Origin of the sequence: Sorangium sp. So ce394 (genome assembly GCF_051474665.1) — a bacterium.
Lineage (GTDB): Bacteria > Myxococcota_A > Polyangia > Polyangiales > Polyangiaceae > Sorangium > Sorangium cellulosum_D.
Window position 1 is genome coordinate 7,097,732 of the sequence record NZ_CP150339.1, and the last position, 18,055, is coordinate 7,115,786.

Sequence of the window (18,055 nt, forward strand, 5' to 3'; positions counted from 1 at the left end):
GCGGGAGATCGTGTCCGGAGCGCGCGGCGACGCGCGAGACGCAGGTGCGCGCGGCGTCGATTCGGGGCGCGCGATTCGACGTGTGGAGCCTCGATCCGCGCGGCCGTGCCCCGACTAGGATGTATCGGGGGAGATTCCGTTCCATGTCTTCTAGGTTTCGCGCGGTGGGGCGCGGCGCCATCCGGCAGGCGCGCTTCACGGAAGCGAGGGAGCGGACGCGGGCACGAGGAGGCCGGCGTCGAAGCGCTCGTCTGCCGCGATGTTGCCGGTGAACGCGTTCTCGCCGCCCTTCTTCAGCTCGAGCGCGGGCGAGCCCTGTACCACCAGCCCGAAGAGGTTGTCCCAGGCGCGCACCCGGGAGAGGCGACCCGAGCTCCGATCGAACAGGATGCCGGCCCGCGCGCAGCGGGTCACCCGCACGCCGTCGAGGGTGGCTGTGGATCCGGCGAGCGCGAGGACGCCGTCGGCGACGAGGTCGCCGTGCGGCGCGCCGTTCCCGGCCTGGCCGCCCCCGGTCACGCCGTCGATGACGGTCTCCGCGATCTCCGCCTCGGCGGCGAACAGCGCCACGCCGGCCGTGCGGCTCGCGCGGATGAGGGACGAGGCGAGCCGCAGCTGGTAGCCGGCGGCGGCGACGCCGATGCCGGCGCCGTCGTCGCCCGACGTGCCCTCGATGAGGTCCCCGGTGATCTCGACCTTGCCGCCCGGGAGCTCCGCGCCGGCGAGGACGCCGACCGAGCGGCTCCCGCGGATCAGATTGCCCGAGAGCGCCGCGGTGGCCCCGCGGTAGATGACGATCCCCTGCCCGGCCGGCGCGCGCCGGTCCGGCGCGACATGCCCCTCGACGAGGTTGCCTGTCACGGTCGCCTCGGTTCCGGCATATCCCACCGCCAGGCCGGTCCCCTCGTTGTCGCGAAGGACGTTCGACGCGAGCGTCGCGCGGCCCTCTATCACGGACACCCCGGCGCCGTCGCCCCAGGCCCCTCCGGCGATCGTCCCCTCGACGAGGTTGCCCGTGGCGACCAGCTCGGCGGAGAGATCGCCCACGTGAACCCCGGTCCCGCGGTTGCGGACGATGGCGCTGTCGTGGAGACGCAGCGCCGCGCCGCGGGCCACGGCGACGCCGAACCCGCCGAGCAGCGACAGGGACGCGGCCGCCACCGTCTCCTGGACGAGGCTCCGCGTCATCGTCGCCGCCGTGCCCTCGCCGAGGACGGCGACGCCGATCTCCGCGTTGCCGAGGAGCACGCTCGAGTCGATCGCGACGCGCGCTCGGCTCGCCGCGTACACGCCGACGCCGTAGCTCGGCTCGACGCTCCCGGGCATCGTCCCCTCGACGAGCACGCCGGAGATCGTCGCCGACGCGCTCCCCGTCGCGACGATGCCCGACAGGCGGTTGCCGACCACGGCCGTGCGCTCGACGGACACCTCGGCGCCGTCCCGGGCGACGATCCCCTCGCCGTCCCGGAGGCGCTCCGACGGCGAGGTCCCCTCGACGAGGCTGCCCACCACGGCCGCGGAGGCGCCCGCGTAGAGCGCGGCCACGCCCGCCGCGCGGCTGCCCGTCACGGCGCTCTCCCGCACGAACAGCGCGCCGCCGGCGTCCGCGAGCGCGCCCATGCCGTCGCCCGCCGCGCCGGCGCGCGTCCCCTCGATCCAGCTCTCTGCCACCGAGACCCGCGCGCCGTCGCCCGAAAGGACGCCGGCGTTGGCAGCGCCCTTGATGTGCACGCGCTCGAGCGTCACGGCGCTCGAGCCCTTCGCGACCACGCCGGCGCCGTCGCCGCCGATCTCCAGCCCCCGGAGCGTCACCTCCCCTGCGCCGAGCACGGCCACGATCGCGGGCGGGACGACCAGCGGGCTCACCCCGCGGATCCGCACGCGCGAGGCGCACCGGCCGGCGATGGCGACGGGCCTCGTGATGACGGCCGGCTCGTCGTAGGTGCCGTCCGCGAGCGCGATGGTCCCGCCGTCGGCGACGCGCTCGAGCGCCGCCTCGAGCGTCGTGACCGGCCTCGCCTCGGAGCCGTCGCCGTCCGCGCCGGCGTAGCTCGGGTCGACATACACGTTGCCGGGCGCCCGGGGCACGTCCCCCCACGGCCCGCGCCCGCAGCCGTCGGGGCCGTCGACGCTCACACACCCCGCTTCCGGCGTCGCGAACGTGCCCGCCGGACACTTCGCCATGGCCGGCCTGCAGAGCCCGTCGTCGCCGACGAGCTCGGGAGCGCAGCGCGGCAGGCCGACGGGAATGCACCCCTCGTCGAACTTCGGGATCGTCCCAGGAGGGCATTGGGCCATCGAGGGGCGGCAGAGATCGTCTTTCTCGACGAACAGCTCGGCGCACCCCTGGATGCCCACCGGCATGCACGCGCCCCCGGGCCCGAGGACGTGCCCGCGCGCGCAGGGCGGCGTGCCGGGCCAGCGGTCGAGCGGAGTGTCGGAGCCGCCCGAGGGGTCGCTGCACCCCGCGACGAGCAGCGACAGGACCGCGATGCCGGCGGTCAGCCAAGACGAACCCGGGCGCGTCGCGCAGAAGCGCATGCGATACCCTCCTCGGACAGCGCTGCCCCGGCGCGCGCCCCGCGCGCCCCCCGCGCGCCCGGATGGGCGAACGGGGCCGAGGAGCCGCCGCCGCGGCGCGAAGACCGCTTGTCGTGCATGAGCCGGCGCCCCGAGCGCCGGAGATCACCGTCGAGTCCGCGGCGTGATGACGAGGACAGCGCCTCAACGGCGCCGCGCGAACTCCTTCGGAGTAATGAATCTTACAACAGGAGCCAGCCTCCGGCCAGGCAGAGGAATCGCGATCGCGCCGACTTTCCCTGCGTCGCCGCGGACGTCTGCGCGGCGCCGAGGTCCCGGCCGCGCGCGCGGATCTCTCCGGGCGCGGGGCTCGCGCGCGCCGCCGATCGTGCGGGTCGCACGCTTTCTGTCAACCACGTTGGGCCGCGCCGAGCGCCGCCGGGACGCTCCGCGGAGGAGGCCGTTCCCGCCGCGTCGCGGGGCCGCCGTCCGCGGCCGAGTCCCGCGTCGGCGCCGGCGTTCCGGACGACAATGGCGACGGCGCGCGGCTCGGGCGCGCGCTGCGCCGGCGCGGTCGCCGCAGGGGGAGCGCCGCCCTGGGCCGTTGTCGGCTCACGTGGGCTGCGCAGGGCGTGACCAGAGGGCGCCGGGCCGCGGGACGTTGCCGCCCATCAGCGATGATGTCGAGTCCGCAGCCCTCGATTGCAGAGATCGACCAGGTCTTCGGAAATGCGGTTTGCAGGGCCCGATAAAGCTGCAAGTCGGGTCGCCCTCGTCCCGTCCCGCCGCGCGCCGCGCGCCGCGGGCGCCCCGCTGCGCGCGTCGACATTTGCCTTTCTCCAGCGCCCGGGAGCCTCCCACATCGGCGCTGCGAGGCGGCCTCGAAGCGCGCCGGCGCGGCGGCGCTCGGGCGCGATGATGCGGGGCAGGGCTCCCACACGGCGCGGATTCAGACAATGCACTTTCGCCGTCGCCGTCCGGCAGCCGCAGAGGGCCGACGCGGCAGGCTCTGCACACGGCCTGTCAGGCACGCAGCCTGCTCTCCACGCCGCTCAACATGCCACCGCGGCTCTGACAGCCATCGCGGGGCATGGAAGGAGGACGGATGGTTAGCTCGATCGATATGAAGATGGCGCAAGCGGCGATGCTCTTGTCTGCGTTGATGACCGGCTGCGCGGTCGGCGCGGTGACGCCGGCAGAGGCCGACTTGGAGCAGGCCGACGTCGACGTGGCGTCGAGCGAGCAGGCATTGGAGGGAGATACAGCGGGGGATACGGGGGAGACGCGGGGCGGCGGCCTGCTCCCTCCCGGCAAGGGCGATCTCGGCGGGCCGCTCGTTCAAGGCCCCGTCGGCAAGGGCCCTGTCGGCCAGGTCCCTGGCGGCATCCCGGGCGGGCCGTTCGACGGCATCGGCGGGCCGTTCGGCGGCATCCCCGGCGGGGGCATCCCCAGCGGGCCGTTCGGCGGCATCGGCGGGCCCTACGGCGGCCTCGGTGGGCTCGGCTCCCCCTACGGCGGCCTCGGTGGGCCCTACGGCGGCCTCGGCTCCCCCTACGGCGGCCTCGGCGGTCTCGGCTCCCCTTACGGCGGCCTCGGCGGTCTCGGCTCCCCCTACGGCGGCCTCGGCGGCTTCGGCTCCCCCTACGGGGGGCTCGGCGGCCTCGGCGGCGGCCTCGGCGGCGGCCTCGGCGGCGGCCTCGGCTTCCCGGGCGGCGGCTTCGGGTGGCCGGGCGGCGCCGGCGGCTTCGGCTCCCCCTACGGCGGCGCGACCCCCGGGATGTTCTCCCCCTGACGTCATGGCCTGAGGGCGCCGGCCACGCTGCCGGTCGGGGACAGCGGTGACCGACGCGACGGGCCGCCGGAATCTCCGCGGGGAGCCGCACCAGCTCCCCGCGAGGCCGGCGGCCCGTGGTCGATCGGCATCTCTCGAGATCGCGCGCCCGCGCGGCGCGCTGGCTCGCTCGGCGCGCCGCGCGGGCGCTCGAAAGGTTGGACCCCCGCCGCGTGGACGAGGCAGCATAAGGCGATGGAAGACGCCCCCCTCCTAGAGCGCGAGCCGGAGACCAACATCTTCGGTGAGTCCATGGCGGTGTTTCACACGGCCGCGGACCTCATCGGCCTGGCCCCTCGCATCCGGCTGGAGCTCGAGCAGCCCGACTACGAGCACATCTTCTACATCACCACGCAGCTCCAGGACCGCCTCGTCCCCTTCCGCGGGGAGGCGGCCGCGACCTACGAGCGGCTCGCTGCCTCGGTGATCCCGAACCGCGCCGCCATCACCCCGCTCTTCAACGGCAAGCTCATCCTCCGCCCCGAGGCGCTCCGGAGCGGCTCGATTCACGTGCAGGACGGCGTGATCCGCCTCGCCGACCAGGGGCTTTACCGGATCCAGCCCGGCGGGTTCGTCCGCTTCAAGGCCTATCGGGTCCAGCACAACCAGGCGCGGGGGCCTTATAAGGGCGGGCTCCGCTTCCACAAGGCCGTGTCGCTCGACCTGTTCAACGCGCTCGCCGCCGAGATGACCTGGAAGACCGCCATCGCGCATGTCCCGTTCGGCGGCGCCAAGGGGGGTATTCGCATGGATCCGCGCGAGCACGGCAAGGAAGAGCTCGAGGCGATCTCGCTCCGGTACATGTACCGGCTCAAGCAGCTCATCGGGCCCAACGTCGACATCCCCGCGCCCGACGTGGGCACGAACGGCGAGGTGATGGCGTGGCTCCTGCGCCAGTACAGCGACGGCGAGCGCGAGCGGCACAACCACCGCGGCGTCGTCACGGGCAAGGACGTGCGCATCGGCGGCTCCGAGGGGCGCGCCAAGGCGACGGGCCAGGGGCTCGCGTACTGCATCGAGGAGTGGTACGCGCAGCGCGGCGCCTCCCTCGCCGGGGCGCGCTTCATCGTGCAGGGCTTCGGCAACGTCGGCTCCGCCGCGGCCGAGATCCTGTGCAGGATGGGCGCCCGGTGCGTCGCGGTGCAGGACGCCGACGGCGCGGTGTTCGACCCGAACGGCATCGACGTCAGCGCGCTGATGGCCTACGTCAACGAGAACCCGCAGAACCTCCGGCGGTCGGTCGCCGGCTACACGGGAGCCCAGGCGATCGCGCGCGACGACTTCTGGAGCGTCGACGCGGAGATCTGCATCCCTGCCGCGCTCGGCGACGCCATCACCGGCGAGGTGGCCGAGCGGCTCAAGGCGAAGCTCGTGGCCGAGGGCGCCAACCGCCCGACCACGACCGAGGGGGACAAGGTGCTGGCGGAGCGGGGCATCAGCGTCATCCCCGACATCATCGGCAACGCGGGCGGCGTGACCGTCTCGTACTACGAGTGGATCCAGAACAAGCGCATGGAGCACTGGACCGAGGGCGAGGTGAACGCGCGCCTCGAGCGCGCCATCAAGAGCAACTACCGCCTGATCTGCGACATCGCGGAGGACCGGCCGCGCCGCACCGAAGACCACGACTCGTCGGGGCTCGTCGTCGGAAAGCGCCTTCCGATGCGGCTCGCCGCGATGGTGCTCGCGCTGAAGCGCATCGAGGCGCACTACATGCTGGAAGGGTTCTCCCAGTAGGCGGCGCCTCCGGCCGCCGGACCGCGGGCGCCGCCGGCGGTCGGTCGCCGGAGGAGCGCAGGCGCGCGCCCATGCTCGTCCGGGCGGCGCTACCGGGCGACGCCGTACCCGAGCTTCTTGATGCCGTAGACCTTGATCTTGTGCTGCAGCGTCCTGAGCGGCAGCTCCAGGCGCCGCGCCGCCTCGGTCTGGTTCCAGTCCGACGCGCGCAGCGCCTCGAGCAGGAGGTCGGCCTCGATCTGCTCCAGGCGCGTCTTGAGGCCGCCCGTCGAGGGGGCCGCCGACGACGCCGGCTCCGACAGGCGCGACGGCAGCGGCTCGGACGGGCGCTGGGACAGGGCCGGCATGCCGGGATCGGACGAGCGCGAGGGGTCGTGGGCGCGCGGCGGCGCGGACGGCGCGCTGGGCGCGGTCACCGCCGTGCGGATGCGCTCCGGGAGGTCGCGCGCCATGATCGCCTCGCCCTCGGCGATCACCACCGCCCGGTCGATCGCGTTGCGGAGCTCGCGCACGTTGCCGGGCCACGAGTAGCTCTTCAGCAGGGCCAGCGCCTCGGACGTGATCGACTGGACCCTGCTGAGGTTCGCCGCGTTCGCCTGCTGCAGGAAGCCCGCCGCGAGCGTCGCGATGTCGTCGCGGCGCGCGCGGAGCGGCGGGATGTTCAGCGTCATCGCGTTCAGCCGGTAGAGCAGGTCGAGCCGGAACGTGCCCGCGTCGCACATCGCGTCGAGGTCGCGGTGCGTCGCCGCGATCACGCGGACGTCGACCTCGATCTCCTTGGTCGCGCCGACGCGCGTCACCCGCTTGGTCTCCAGCACGCGCAAGAGCGCGGCCTGCGCGGCGGCGGGCAGCTCGCCGATCTCGTCGAGCAGGACCGTGCCGCCGGCGGCCGCCTCGAAGACGCCCTTCTGCTGCTGGCTCGCCCCGGTGAAGGCGCCGCGCTCGTGGCCGAAGAGGGTGCTCTCGATGAGCAGCGCCGGGATCGCCCCGCAGTTCACGCAGATGAGCGGCTCGCCGCGGCGCGGGCTGCGGTCGTGGATGAACCTCGCGAGCACCTCCTTGCCCGTCCCGGTCTCGCCGCGCAGGAGCACCGGGATCGAGGAGCGCGCGGCCCGCAGCGCCACCTCGACGAGCGACCGCATGAGCGGGCTCTTCGTCGCGAGGACGTGGCCGTCGGCCTCCCACTGGCTCTCGGGCACCGCGCCCGCGGCGCCCTCCTCCTCGGGCGGCCGCGCGCCTTCGACCTTCGGCGCGACGTAGAGCAGCGCGCCCTCCGGGGCCGCGAGGTACACCGGCGCCGCGGGGCTCGCGCTGCGCGACGCCTCGTGGCTCACCTCGATGAGCTTGTCGATCGACGTCGCGGCGTCGGGGAACACCGCGACGCCCGACACGAGCACGGGCTCGCCCTCGCGGCGCGCGACGATCGCCTTCGCGAGCTCCTCCGCGAGCTCGGGCGTGACCTCCGGGAGCAGGATCTCGAGGGTGTCGGCGCTGTAGAACGCGACGCGATCGACGGGCCGCAGCGCCTCGCGCACGCGGAGCCCCCAGTGGCGGAGGTGGCTCGCCTGGGCGCCGAGCGAGCGGACCACGACGAGCGCGAACTTCCGGCTGAAGAACCGGGACCGCACGATCTCGGCCTGCAGGGCGACGCGGAGCGCGTCGGAGCCCTCCAGGCCGAACGGCGGCAGCTCGCCGCCCGCGAGCACGTGCACCGACGCGACGATGCCGCCGAGCAGCACCTCGTCCCCGGCCTTGACCACGCCGCTCTCGACCCGCTGCCCCGAGATGCGCGTCCCGTTGCGCGAGCCGAGGTCCTCGACCACGACCTCGCCGCCCACGAGCGTGAAGCGCGCGTGCCGGCGCGAGATGCTCCTGTCGCGGATCACGACGTCGGCCGGGGGCTCCCTGCCGACGACGACGCCGACGCCGGGGCTCATCGGGGCCATCTCGACGCCGTCATGGTGGTAAACGAGCAAGAGGACACGCCGCTTCTCCGAGCGCGCGCCTTGGATGAGCTCCCCTGTCTTGACTGACAGCGGTGCAGTCGTCGCCATGGGACCGGTTCTTTGACCGCTCACACTGCCCAACTACGCCTCATTGCTCCAAGCGGCAACCGGGAAGCAACGGCGCGGCCGGTCTTCGACGAAAGCGCGGCTGAACGCCGGGTCCGCGTTCGCCGCCCGCGCGCCCTCCTCGCGCGGCGCGGGCGCGGCAGCGTGGTAAGATGGTCGCATGCTCCGTCTCAACGCCGAATGGACAGAGGTGCTCCGCCGTTACAAGGAAGACCACCAGGATCCACGCAACCAGGCGTGTCACAAGGTCGGCATACCGCTCATCGTCGCGAGCTTCCCCGTGGGCGCCACCCTCATCGGCCTCCCGCTCGCGGCCGCGATGTTCGCGACGGGCTGGGGCTTCCAGTTCGCCGGCCACGTTTTCGAGGGGAAGAAGCCGTCGTTCGTGGACGACAAACGCAGCCTGATCATCGGCGTGCTCTGGTGTCTCGAGAAATACGGCGTGCGCGTCTTCGAGGAGACGCCCGCCCCTGACGCGTCGCGCTAGACTCGTCATCCCTCCCGTCCCGCGCGCTGCGGTCCGACGTGGACACACGGTCCGACCCTGCCGCCCGAATGCGGAAAATCTGGAATTTACCCACTTCACGCCCGTGCTGCGATGCGCCACGCTCGCTTGACGTGATGCGTGCATGGTCGTACCTGTGTCGCGGGCGGGGGGACGACGACTCTTCTCTTGGGGGTTTCCAGCGGGCATCGCGCCGCTCTGGCGCTCCGGCGCGCGCCGCTGAGGGCTCCTGTCGCCGACGCGCTCCCGGAGCGTCGTGACCGGCCCGCCGCCGCAGGCGATGAGATGGACGAGGACGGCGAGACGAGGAGACGGCAGATGGGGTGTGCGCAAAGCATGAGGGGGAAAGTCGCCGTGATCACCGGGGGGACCTCGGGGATCGGGCTCGCGACGGCATCCGCGCTGGCGCGGCAGGGCGCCCGGGTGACCGTGCTCTGCCGCAAGACCGGCTCCGAGGGCGCGAGGAAGCTCGCCGCGCTGAAGGTGCAGGGCGAGGTCCACCTCGTCGAGTGCGACCTCGGCCGGCTCGCGTCGGTGCGCGCCGCGGCCCGGCAGGTGGCCGACCGGTGCGGGGCCGTCCACCTGCTCGTGAACAACGCGGGGGTGTTCCTGCGCGAGCGCGCGGAGTCCGCGGACGGCCTCGAGATGACGTTCCAGGTGAACTACCTGTCGCATTTCCTGCTGTCGAACCTCCTGCTCGACCGGCTCAAGGCCGCGCGCGACGCGCGCGTGGTCAACCTGGTCGCGCCGGTGGACAGCATCCGGCTCGACTTCGACGACCTCATGTCGAAGCGCTCCTATTCGTTCCTCGCCGCCTCCGCGCGGTCGAAGCTCGCGCTCGTGCTCGCGGCGCGGCGGCTGTCGGACGCGCTCTCGGGCAGCGGGGCGCGGGTGCTCTGCTACTACCCCGGGCTCGTGCGGTCGGGGCTCTTCGACGGGACCTCGCGCGTGCTGAAGACGCTGATCGACGTCGTGGGCGCGACCCCGGCGCAGGCCGCCGCGAACCTCCTCGCGATCCTGGCCGACGCGCCGCCCGCCGCGAGCCCCGCCTTCTTCGAGCGGACCCGGGCGAGGCCCCTCAAGGGGATGGCGAACGACGCCGAGGCGGCCGCGCGGCTCTGGGACATGAGCGCGCGGCTCGCCGGCCTCACCCGCGCGGACGTCACCGTAGCCCCCGCTTCTTGAGGTCCGCCGCGAGCGAGGACTGCACGCGCCCGACCTCCCGGGCGATGGCCTGCACCGCCTCGGTCGCGCTCTCGATCGTCCCGGCGCGCGCCTCCCGATCGAGCCGCGCGCAGAGCTCCTTCAGGTTGAACGCCGCGAGCTCGTCGGCGCTCTCGTAGAGCGCCCAGGCGAGCCGCTCGAGCTCGCCGAGCGCGCCCCGCGCCGCGGCCTCGCCCATCGCGGCCACCCGGCTCGGCGCCTCCGTGAGGAACAGCTCGGTCACCTCGCTGACGACGTCGGGCGGGGCCGCGCGCAGCCCGGCCCGCGGCCTCCCCGGCGCCGCGGCCTGGACGCGCGCCCCGCCCGGCGGCGGCGGCGAGGGCGTGACCAGCGTCGGCGGCGGGAGCTCCACGCTCGGCGGCGCGCTCTCGGGGCGTACCGCCTCGTACGCGCCGGACCGCGACGCCGCGGCGAAGGTCCGCAGCGCGCGATCGACCTCGTCCTGCCTCAGCGGCTTCGACAGCGCGTCGTCCATCCCCGCCGCGAGGCACCGCTCCCGCGCGTCGCGCCCCGCGCTCGCCGTCATCGCGATGATCGGCGTCCGCCGGTCCGGCCGCTCGGCGCGGCGGATCTCCTCGGCCGCCGCGTACCCGTCGAAGCCGGGCATGTGGCAGTCCATCAGCACCGCGGCGTAGCCGCCGCGCCGCACCGCCTCGACGGCCGCGCGGCCGCTGTCCACCACGTCGGCGCGGTAGCCGCGCTTCTCGACCATGAACGCCGCGACCTTCTGGCTCACCGCGTTGTCGTCGACCACGAGGACCCTCGGGCGCGACGAGCTCCGCGCCTCGGACGTCGGCGCCCCCCGCCGCGACCTCGGCGCGTGCGCGCGCGCCCCGGCGGCCAGGTGCTCCGGCGAGAGCCCCGCGAGCAGCCGCAGGCTCGAGTGCAGCTGCGCGCGCCGGATCGGCTTGATGAGCACCGAGTCGGCCTCGGCGCGGCTGGGCGCCTCCCTGCCGGGGTAGGTCATGAGCACGCTGCGCGCGGGCGCGATCGCGGCGTCCGCCTTGATGCGCTGGAGCAGCGTCAGCCCGTCGAGGTCGGCCAGCTCGAGGTCGATCAGCACCATGTCGTACGGCGCGCCGGCGCCCGCCGCCTCGCGCAGCGCGGCGAGCGCGGCGGCGCCGCTCTCCGAGGTGCGGCACGCGAGCCCGAGCTCCTCGATCAGCTTCTGCGCCACGCGGCGCACCGAGCCGCTGTCGTCGACGACGAGCACCCGCTTGCCGGGCAGGTCGATGCGCGGGATGAGCGCGCGCTCCGGGCCGCGCCCGCGCCGCTCGAACGGCAGCACGAACGAGAGCCCCCGGCGGCGCGCGCCGGCGTCCGGCGCGGCGCGGAGCTCACCGCCCATCGCGGCGATGAGGCGCCTCGCGATCGCGACGCCGGGCGCCGCGCGCAGCTCCGCGGCGCGCGCGTCCTGCTCGGGCAGCGGCCGCGCAGCGCCCCCCGGGGCGCCCGCCCTCCCCGGCGCCTGCGCGCCGCCGGCGAGCCCCGCCGCGGCCGCGGAGCGCACGTCGACGATGCGCACGTCGAAGCGCACCCGCGCGGTCGCGCCGTCGGGCCCGCCCGGCGGATCGCCCTCCCGGCCCGCCTCCAGCGCGGCGCGCACCAGCACCTCGCCCCGGGGCGCCGCGCGGAGCGCGGAGGTCCCGACGCTCAGCAGGACCTGCCGCAGCCGCGCCACGTCGCCGCGCACCGCGCCCGGCACCTCGGGCTCTACCTCGAGCACGAGCTCGGTCCTGTCGTCGTGCGCGCGGTCGGCGAGCAGCTCCGCCGCGTCCTCGACGGTCCGGCGCAGGTCGAAGTCGACGCGGTCGACGTGCAGCCCGCGGCCGCCGGGCTGACCGAGATCGATGAGCTCGTCGATCATCGAGAGCACCACGTCGCCGCTGCTCCGGATGCGCCGCGCGAAGGCGCGCTGCTCCGGATCGAGCTCCGTGTCGAGCAGGAGGCCGCTGATGCCGACGATCCCGCTGAGCAGCGTCCGGATCTCGTGCCGCACCTGCGCGAGGGCGCCCTCGTCCTGCTCCGCGTCGGCGAGCGCGGACGGCCACGCCTCCGGCTCGTGCGGCGCGAGCGCGCGCTCCGCGGAATCGCTGCTCCTCGTGGCCGGGCTGCTCTCTGGGCCGCTCCGGCGCTGCTCCTTGCCTGCCATCGACGCCCCGACTCGACCTTCCGCCCGCCCCGCGCGAGCCCACGACGCCGGAGTAAAGAGTGTACTGCTTACAATGTTCCGGTGAAAAGTTTACCGTGGGTACTGGAACGACCGCCCGCCGCCATGGCGCCGGCGCGCGTCGCACCGCGTTGCGTCACGGCTCCTTGACGCGCACGCGCGGGCCTTCGCGTGTCTCGCGCGCGTCTCGCGCGCGTCACGCGTCGCGCGCGCCGCCGAGCGCCGTCACGACGACGCGCTCGCGATCGACCGCGGCCTCCGCCGAGAGCACGCTGACGGCGGAGGGGTCGTCGGACGACGCGAGCGCGCGGCGGCTGTGCCCGAACAGGCGCAGGAGCAGCTCCGGCGGGGCGAAGTCGAGATCGCTCTCGTGGACGAAGAGCCGGCCGAGGTGCTCGGCGTAGGCGCCCGCGAGCACCCGGAACGGGATCCTGTCGAAGGCGAGCGCGCGCCGGCGGCTCGCGGCCGCGGAGCCGAGGAGCGCCGCGAAGAGCGTCGTGTAGATGGCGCGCAGCTTGAGGCGCATCGAGGGCGGGCTGCGCTTCAGCGCCTCGCGCAGGAAGTGGACGTTGAGCGGGACGTGGAACGACTCGTCGCGCGTCAGGATCGTGAGCATCTGCCGCACGGCCGGGTAGCGGGCTTCCCGCAGCGCGAGGCGGTACGTCGTCGAGCCGATCGTCTCGAACATGAGGTTCGTGAGCACGATCGTCTCGACCCGCTCCGCGCGGCCGTACAGGCGGTAGAAGGTGCCGGTGACGCGGCCCATGGGCCGGACCTCGCCGCCGATGTGCGCGAGGAACTTCGTGAGCAGCTCGCGGTGCCACCCCTCCTCGTCGCCGTAGAGCCGCAGGCACTCGCCGAGCTCCGGGTCCCAGGCGCTCACCTCGTCGGCCAGGGCGTGGGCCTGCGTCAGGCCGGACTCCTCGGCGCGGAACGCGGCGTTGAAGAAGGCGATCGCCGCCTGGCGCTCGGCCTCGCTCTCCCACGGGATCGGCTGGGAGAGGTCGAGCGCTTCGTCGTACATCCGCTCCGCGCGGCGGCGCAGCATGCTGAGCCACCACGACGTGGGGCGCTGGACGGGGGGCTTGCGAGAGACCGGCTGGGGCGCTGCGAAAAGCATCGAACGAGGTGCCCGTCGGCGACGGATGGGATCCGCCTCCGCGATCGCACGAGACGGGACCGGCGCGCACCATAGCGCAGTTTTTCGTCGCGGCGCACCAGGAGCGCGCCTGTGCGCCGGCGCCGGCGGAGGACGCCGGGCGGACGAGCCCGGGCCGCGACGACGCGCGGCTAGGCTAGGCTAGGCTACGCTAGACGAGGCGACGCGACGCGCGACACGCGACACGTGACGCTGCGGCGCGTTCGTCGAGGAGGCGCCCTTTGTATGCCTCCTGGGCGTGCGATACCATAGTCGACCCACTGTGTTCTTCGAGCAGCTCCAGCTCCCCCTCGGAGGGCTCACTCCCCAGACTGAGCCCACGCGCATCCCGCGGACCCGGCGCGTCTTCGTCAACCGCAACCTCAAGCTCGCGGGGATCGACTGGGTCGGCTTCGACATGGACTACACCCTGGCCATCTACAACCAGACCGAGATGGACAACCTCTCGATCCAGGGGACGGTCACGAAGCTCGCCGCGCGCGGTTACCCCGAGGATCTCCTGCGCGGCCTCCGCTACCCGATCCACTTCCCCATCCGCGGCCTGCTGATCGACAAGCGCTTCGGCCACGTGCTCAAGATGGACCGGTTCAAGGTGGTCCAGCGCGGGTACCACGGCCTGCGCGAGCTCACGAAGGAAGAGCTCCGGTCGCTCTACCAGCACCGCAAGATCCGGCCGAACACGGCCCGCTACCACTGGATCGACACGCTGTACGCGCTGAGCGAGGCCACGCTCTACGCCGGCATCGTCGACGCCCTCGAGGCGCGCGGCGTCCCGCTCGACTACGCGCGCCTCTTCACCGACATCCGCGAGTGCATCGACGAGGCGCACCGCGACGGCACCATCCTCGACGTCGTCCGCTCCGACCTGCCGCGCTTCGTCGAGCGCGACCCGAACCTCGCGCAGACGCTCCACAAGTTCCGCTCGGCGGGCAAGAAGCTCTTCCTGCTCACGAACTCGCGCTGGCCGTTCACCGAGAAGATGATGACGTACCTGCTCGGGGACGCGATGCCCGAGTACCCGAGCTTCCGGCACTACTTCGACGTCATCGTGGTCGCCGCGCAGAAGCCGGCGTTCTTCCAGGAGCGCCGCCCGCTGCTCATCCGCGACGGCGCCGAGGTCCGCCCCGCCACGGCGCCGCTCGAGCGCGGCGCCATCTACGAGGGGGGCAACCTCCACGACTTCGAGAAGTTCCTGAACATCTCCGGCGATCGCGTCCTCTACGTGGGCGATCACATCTACGGCGACATCCTCCGCTCGAAGAAGGAGAGCGCGTGGCGCACGGCGATGATCATCCAGGAGATGGAGGCCGAGGTCGCCGCCCACGAGTCGTGCCGCCGCGAGCACATGGAGAGCGCGCTGCTCGAGGGGCGCCGCGAGGAGCTCGAGGACCAGCTCCGCTTCTACCAGCAGCGCTACAAGGACCTCACCCGCAAGATCGAGGAGGAGCAGCAGAAGAAGAACGGCTCGTCGAACGGCGGCGGAGGCGCGCTGCACGCGGAGGCGAGCGGCGACCACGTCCCGATCGACTACGCGACGTCGTTCTACGAGGCCGAGCGCGGCCGCACGAAGCGCGCGGTCGAGCGCATCCGCGGCCAGCTCCGGGCCGTCGACGCCGAGGTCGCCAAGCTGGAGCGCGAGATCGCCCGCCGCTTCCACCCCTACTGGGGCTCGCTGCTCAAGGAGGCGAACGAGACGTCCAGCTTCGGCGATCAGGTCGAGGAGTACGCGTGCATCTACACGTCGCGCGTCTCCAACCTGCTCGCCTACTCGCCGCTGCAGTACTTCAGGAGCCCGCGCGACCTGATGCCGCACGAGCTCTGATCGCCAAGGCGGCCCGCGCCCGCGCGCGGCCGCCTCTCCAGGAGATCGCCATGAGCACCGTCAGCCTCCGCTCGCTGTTCCTCGCGCTCGCCGCCCCCGCCTTCCTCTCGCTCGTCGCCGGCGGCTGCGGCAAGCGGGCCTGCTTTCACTGGACCGAGCTCGAGGGGGCGTGCCCGTCCAGCGACGACGCGTACGTCTTCTTCCAGAACCCCGGGTGTCTGAGCTCGATCGAGTCGATCGACAGCGAGGGCGACTTCGACGGTGAGCTCTGCTGCTACGACGTCACCACGGTCGACACGGGCGACGAGGAGTGCAGGCCCGGGCAGAACCCCGTGCCAGGCGGCGGCGGGGTCGGCGGCTTCTCCGGGCCCACGCCCAGGTAGCCGCGGCGCTCCCGGGCGCGCGCGTTCGCCGCTGCGCGCTCGCCGCTGGACGCCGGGGCGATTTCGGTCACGCTGGCGCTCCCATGACCACCACCACCCCGCCCGCCGCGGCCCCCGCGGCCGCGGGCCCGCACGGCGACCTCCCCACGGCCGTGCTCCGGAGCTCGCCCGCGGATTTCGTCGTCGAAGAGCTCCCCGCCTACGCGCCGAGCGGCCGCGGCGAGCACGTGTTCGTGACCTTCCGCAAGACGGGGCGCACCACGCCCGACGCGGTGCGGGCCATCGCGCTCGCGCTCGGCGCCGACCCGGGCAGCGCCGGCTTCGCCGGCATGAAGGACCGGCACGCGATCACCACGCAGACCGCCTCGATCCAGCTCCCGCTCGCGCGGGATCCCGCGCCGCTGCTCGAGCAGGCCGAGCTGCCCGGGATCGAGATCCTCTCGGTCGCGCGCCACGACCACAAGCTCAAGCCGGGGCACCTCCTCGGCAACCGGTTCCGGATCACGCTCCGCGGGATCGCCCCCGCCGCGCTCCCGCTCGCCGAGCGCCGCCTCGCCGACATCGGCGGCGCCGGCGTGCCGAACGCGTTCGGGCCGCAGCGGTTCGGGAGGAACGGCAGTAACCCCGAGCGCGCGCTCGCGTGGATCGCGGGCCGCGAGCGCGGGCCGCGCGACCGGCGCGAGCAGCGGCTGCTCTTCTCGGCGCTCCAGTCGCTCTGGTTCAACGAGGTGCTCGCGCGCCGCGAGGCGGACGGCACCTGGAGCACCGTGCTCCCCGGCGATCTCGCCAAGAAGCGCGACACCGGCGGGCTGTTCCTCGTGCCCCTGGAGGGCCCGGAGGTCGCGGACGCCGCGGCGCGCGCCGCCGCGCTCTCGATCTCGGCGACGGGCCCGATGTTCGGCCGGAAGATGCGCTGGCCCGAGGGCGCCCCGGGCGCGCTGGAGCTCGAGGTGCTCACGGCGGCGATCGGCGACCCCCGCAAGCTCGACGCGTTCGCCCACGCCGGGGAGGGCACGCGGCGCCCCCTGCGGCTGGAGGTGGACGGCCTCGAGGTGTCCCCCGCCGGGGAGGCGGCGAGCGGCGGCGCGCCGGAGCCCGCGGGCGGGAAAGGCGCAGGGCAAGGAATTGTCGTCTCGTTTGTGCTACCGAAGGGCGGCTACGCGACCACCGTCCTTGGGCGAGTCTTCCGGCTCGTCGACGCCTCCGCCCCCCAGCCGTCCGTCGGCAGGCCGGGCGCGGCGGGCGCCCCCCCTCCGGAGGAGGAGGACGCAGTCGAGGAAGGGCAGCCCAGCGCCGGACCGTAGAACGAACGTCTCGGCGCGGCCCCCACCCACCCCACCATCGGAAAGGCACCAAGGAAGAAGATGAACCTCGTCGAGTGGCTGCAGCGCATCATGGTCGGCTTCGGGGCCGCCTGGGTCATGTGGTTGATGATCGGCCTCAGCGTCGTCTCGGTCGCCATCATCCTCGAGCGCGCCTGGTTCTTCTGGTCGCTCCGCGACGATCTCGCCGTCCTCGCGCGGGATCTCCGGACGTCCCTCGACGACTCGATCGAGGCGGCGCGGAAGCGGATGGAGGCCTCGCCCTCGGCCGAGGCCGCGGTCGTCTCGGCCGGCCTCGCGGTGGCGCACCAGGGGCCCGACGCGGCCGAGGAGGCCATGGCCGGCGCCGCGGCGCTCCAGCGCATGAAGCTCGAGCGGCGCCTCGCTTACCTGGGCACGCTCGGCAACAACGCGCCGTTCATCGGGCTGTTCGGCACCGTCATCGGCGTCGTCGGCGCCTTCGACGCGCTCGGCCAGGCGGCGAAGACGCCGGTCGCGCAGGCCGCGTCGCAGGCCATGGCGCCGCAGGCCGTCATGTCGAGCATCGCCGAGGCGCTCGTCGCGACCGCGGTCGGCCTCGCGGTCGCCATCCCCGCCGTCGCGGCGAACAACTACTTCCAGCGCATGATCAAGTCGACGCTGGCCAACACCGAGGCGCTCACGCGGGTCCTGCTCGCGCACCTCAAGATCGACCCGGCGTTCGCCGGCGCCGCGCCCGCCGTCGCCGCCGAGCCGCGCGTCAAGGCCGCGCGGGCGCCGCGCCAGGAGGAGAGCAGGAAGGGCGGCGCGGGCGAGGAGGAGCGCTGATGGCCGCCACGAGCCGCAACGACGATGACGACATGATCAGCGGCATCAACGTCACGCCGCTGGTCGACATCACCCTCGTGCTCCTCATCATCTTCATGGTGACCGCGAAGATCATCGTCTCGCAGTCGCTCCCCCTCGACCTGCCGAAGGCGGCGCAGGGGCAGGAGGTGCAGCTCGTCTTCGGGCTCGAGCTGCACGCGAACGGCGACACGTTCGCCGACGGCAAGAAGCTCGCGGGCGAGGACGCCATCCTGCCGATCGCGCGAGAGGCCCAGGCGAAGAACCCGGAGCTCCGCGCCGTGATCCGCGCCGACACGACGGTCCCGCACGGCCGAGTGATCCGCGCGCTCGATCTGCTGAAGCAGGCGGGCGTCTCCAAGATCGCGTTCGGCGTGACGCCGATCGCGCCCGAGCCCGGCGCGGCGCCCGGCGCGACGCCAGGCGCCCCGGCCGCGCCGGCCCCGGCCGCCCCCGCGCCGGCAACACCGAGCCCCGCGCCCTGA

The 18,055-nt window shown here is 73.8% G+C and carries 13 protein-coding genes; 9 read left to right on the forward strand and 4 right to left on the reverse strand.

Features of this window, described 5'->3' with window-relative positions; all coding sequences use genetic code 11:
* Positions 1-195 precede the first annotated feature (195 nt).
* On the reverse strand, positions 196-2,541 hold the full coding sequence (locus WMF33_RS25820; protein WP_437322329.1) for a right-handed parallel beta-helix repeat-containing protein: 2,346 nt from the start codon (positions 2,539-2,541) through the stop codon (positions 196-198).
* Between the two features lie 1,084 nt (positions 2,542-3,625).
* Here WMF33_RS25820 and WMF33_RS25825 point away from each other — a divergent pair.
* Together WMF33_RS25825 and WMF33_RS25830 are read left to right on the forward strand one after the other, a co-directional pair.
* Entirely contained in the window at positions 3,626-4,312 is a 687-nt protein-coding gene (locus WMF33_RS25825) for a hypothetical protein (RefSeq protein WP_437322330.1), read from the forward strand.
* A gap of 234 nt (positions 4,313-4,546) precedes the next feature.
* Complete coding sequence (locus WMF33_RS25830) at positions 4,547-6,088, forward strand: Glu/Leu/Phe/Val family dehydrogenase (RefSeq protein WP_437322331.1); 1,542 nt, start codon at positions 4,547-4,549, stop codon at positions 6,086-6,088.
* A gap of 89 nt (positions 6,089-6,177) precedes the next feature.
* Here the strand turns inward: WMF33_RS25830 and WMF33_RS25835 are convergent, their stop codons facing one another.
* Positions 6,178-8,142 (reverse strand): sigma 54-interacting transcriptional regulator, encoded by a 1,965-nt coding sequence (locus tag WMF33_RS25835; protein WP_437322332.1) that lies wholly within the window; start codon positions 8,140-8,142, stop codon positions 6,178-6,180.
* Positions 8,143-8,320: 178 nt separating this feature from the next.
* Here WMF33_RS25835 and WMF33_RS25840 point away from each other — a divergent pair, with 178 nt between their 5' ends.
* Entirely contained in the window at positions 8,321-8,647 is a 327-nt protein-coding gene (locus WMF33_RS25840; RefSeq protein WP_061629143.1) for an Mpo1-like protein, read from the forward strand.
* Between the two features lie 354 nt (positions 8,648-9,001).
* Positions 9,002-9,850, forward strand: coding sequence for an SDR family NAD(P)-dependent oxidoreductase (locus tag WMF33_RS25845; protein WP_437322333.1), 849 nt, complete (start codon positions 9,002-9,004; stop codon positions 9,848-9,850).
* On the opposite strand, the gene WMF33_RS25850 is transcribed toward WMF33_RS25845, so the two are convergent.
* Positions 9,828-12,041 (reverse strand): response regulator, encoded by a 2,214-nt coding sequence (locus tag WMF33_RS25850; protein ID WP_437322334.1) that lies wholly within the window; start codon positions 12,039-12,041, stop codon positions 9,828-9,830. The genes WMF33_RS25845 and WMF33_RS25850 overlap by 23 nt on opposite strands.
* A gap of 214 nt (positions 12,042-12,255) precedes the next feature.
* A complete protein-coding gene (locus tag WMF33_RS25855) occupies positions 12,256-13,179 on the reverse strand; it encodes a ferritin-like domain-containing protein (RefSeq protein ID WP_061622043.1) in 924 nt (307 codons plus the stop codon).
* 301 nt (positions 13,180-13,480) lie between these two features.
* Between WMF33_RS25855 and WMF33_RS25860 the strand changes: the two genes are divergently transcribed.
* The 5 genes from WMF33_RS25860 (at position 13,481) to WMF33_RS25880 (ending at position 18,055) form a co-directional block, all read left to right on the forward strand.
* Positions 13,481-15,040: an HAD-IG family 5'-nucleotidase gene (locus WMF33_RS25860; protein WP_437322335.1), complete on the forward strand. Its 1,560-nt coding sequence runs from the start codon at positions 13,481-13,483 to the stop codon at positions 15,038-15,040.
* A 50-nt stretch (positions 15,041-15,090) separates the two neighbouring features.
* Positions 15,091-15,423, forward strand: coding sequence for a hypothetical protein (locus WMF33_RS25865; protein ID WP_437322336.1), 333 nt, complete (start codon positions 15,091-15,093; stop codon positions 15,421-15,423).
* Positions 15,424-15,506: 83 nt separating this feature from the next.
* Entirely contained in the window at positions 15,507-16,727 is a 1,221-nt protein-coding gene (truD, locus tag WMF33_RS25870; RefSeq protein ID WP_437322337.1) for a tRNA pseudouridine(13) synthase TruD, read from the forward strand.
* Between the two features lie 60 nt (positions 16,728-16,787).
* Positions 16,788-17,552 (forward strand): MotA/TolQ/ExbB proton channel family protein, encoded by a 765-nt coding sequence (locus tag WMF33_RS25875; RefSeq protein ID WP_061622047.1) that lies wholly within the window; start codon positions 16,788-16,790, stop codon positions 17,550-17,552.
* The gene (locus WMF33_RS25880; protein ID WP_437312382.1) at positions 17,552-18,055 is read left to right on the forward strand and encodes an ExbD/TolR family protein; all 504 of its coding nucleotides are present in this window, start codon (positions 17,552-17,554) and stop codon (positions 18,053-18,055) included. The genes WMF33_RS25875 and WMF33_RS25880 overlap by 1 nt, the downstream gene beginning before the upstream one ends.

What these genes read in the sequence shown, in the direction of transcription:
- WMF33_RS25820 (WP_437322329.1), bottom strand. Translation starts at nt 2,541, where the DNA reads ATGCGCTTCTGCGCGACGCGCCCGGGTTCGTCTTGGCTGACCGCCGGC.
- WMF33_RS25825 (WP_437322330.1), top strand. Translation starts at nt 3,626, where the DNA reads ATGGTTAGCTCGATCGATATGAAGATGGCGCAAGCGGCGATGCTCTTG.
- WMF33_RS25830 (WP_437322331.1), top strand. Translation starts at nt 4,547, where the DNA reads ATGGAAGACGCCCCCCTCCTAGAGCGCGAGCCGGAGACCAACATCTTC.
- WMF33_RS25835 (WP_437322332.1), bottom strand. Translation starts at nt 8,142, where the DNA reads ATGGCGACGACTGCACCGCTGTCAGTCAAGACAGGGGAGCTCATCCAA.
- WMF33_RS25840 (WP_061629143.1), top strand. Translation starts at nt 8,321, where the DNA reads ATGCTCCGTCTCAACGCCGAATGGACAGAGGTGCTCCGCCGTTACAAG.
- WMF33_RS25845 (WP_437322333.1), top strand. Translation starts at nt 9,002, where the DNA reads ATGAGGGGGAAAGTCGCCGTGATCACCGGGGGGACCTCGGGGATCGGG.
- WMF33_RS25850 (WP_437322334.1), bottom strand. Translation starts at nt 12,041, where the DNA reads ATGGCAGGCAAGGAGCAGCGCCGGAGCGGCCCAGAGAGCAGCCCGGCC.
- WMF33_RS25855 (WP_061622043.1), bottom strand. Translation starts at nt 13,179, where the DNA reads ATGCTTTTCGCAGCGCCCCAGCCGGTCTCTCGCAAGCCCCCCGTCCAG.
- WMF33_RS25865 (WP_437322336.1), top strand. Translation starts at nt 15,091, where the DNA reads ATGAGCACCGTCAGCCTCCGCTCGCTGTTCCTCGCGCTCGCCGCCCCC.
- truD (WP_437322337.1), top strand. Translation starts at nt 15,507, where the DNA reads ATGACCACCACCACCCCGCCCGCCGCGGCCCCCGCGGCCGCGGGCCCG.
- WMF33_RS25875 (WP_061622047.1), top strand. Translation starts at nt 16,788, where the DNA reads ATGAACCTCGTCGAGTGGCTGCAGCGCATCATGGTCGGCTTCGGGGCC.
- WMF33_RS25880 (WP_437312382.1), top strand. Translation starts at nt 17,552, where the DNA reads ATGGCCGCCACGAGCCGCAACGACGATGACGACATGATCAGCGGCATC.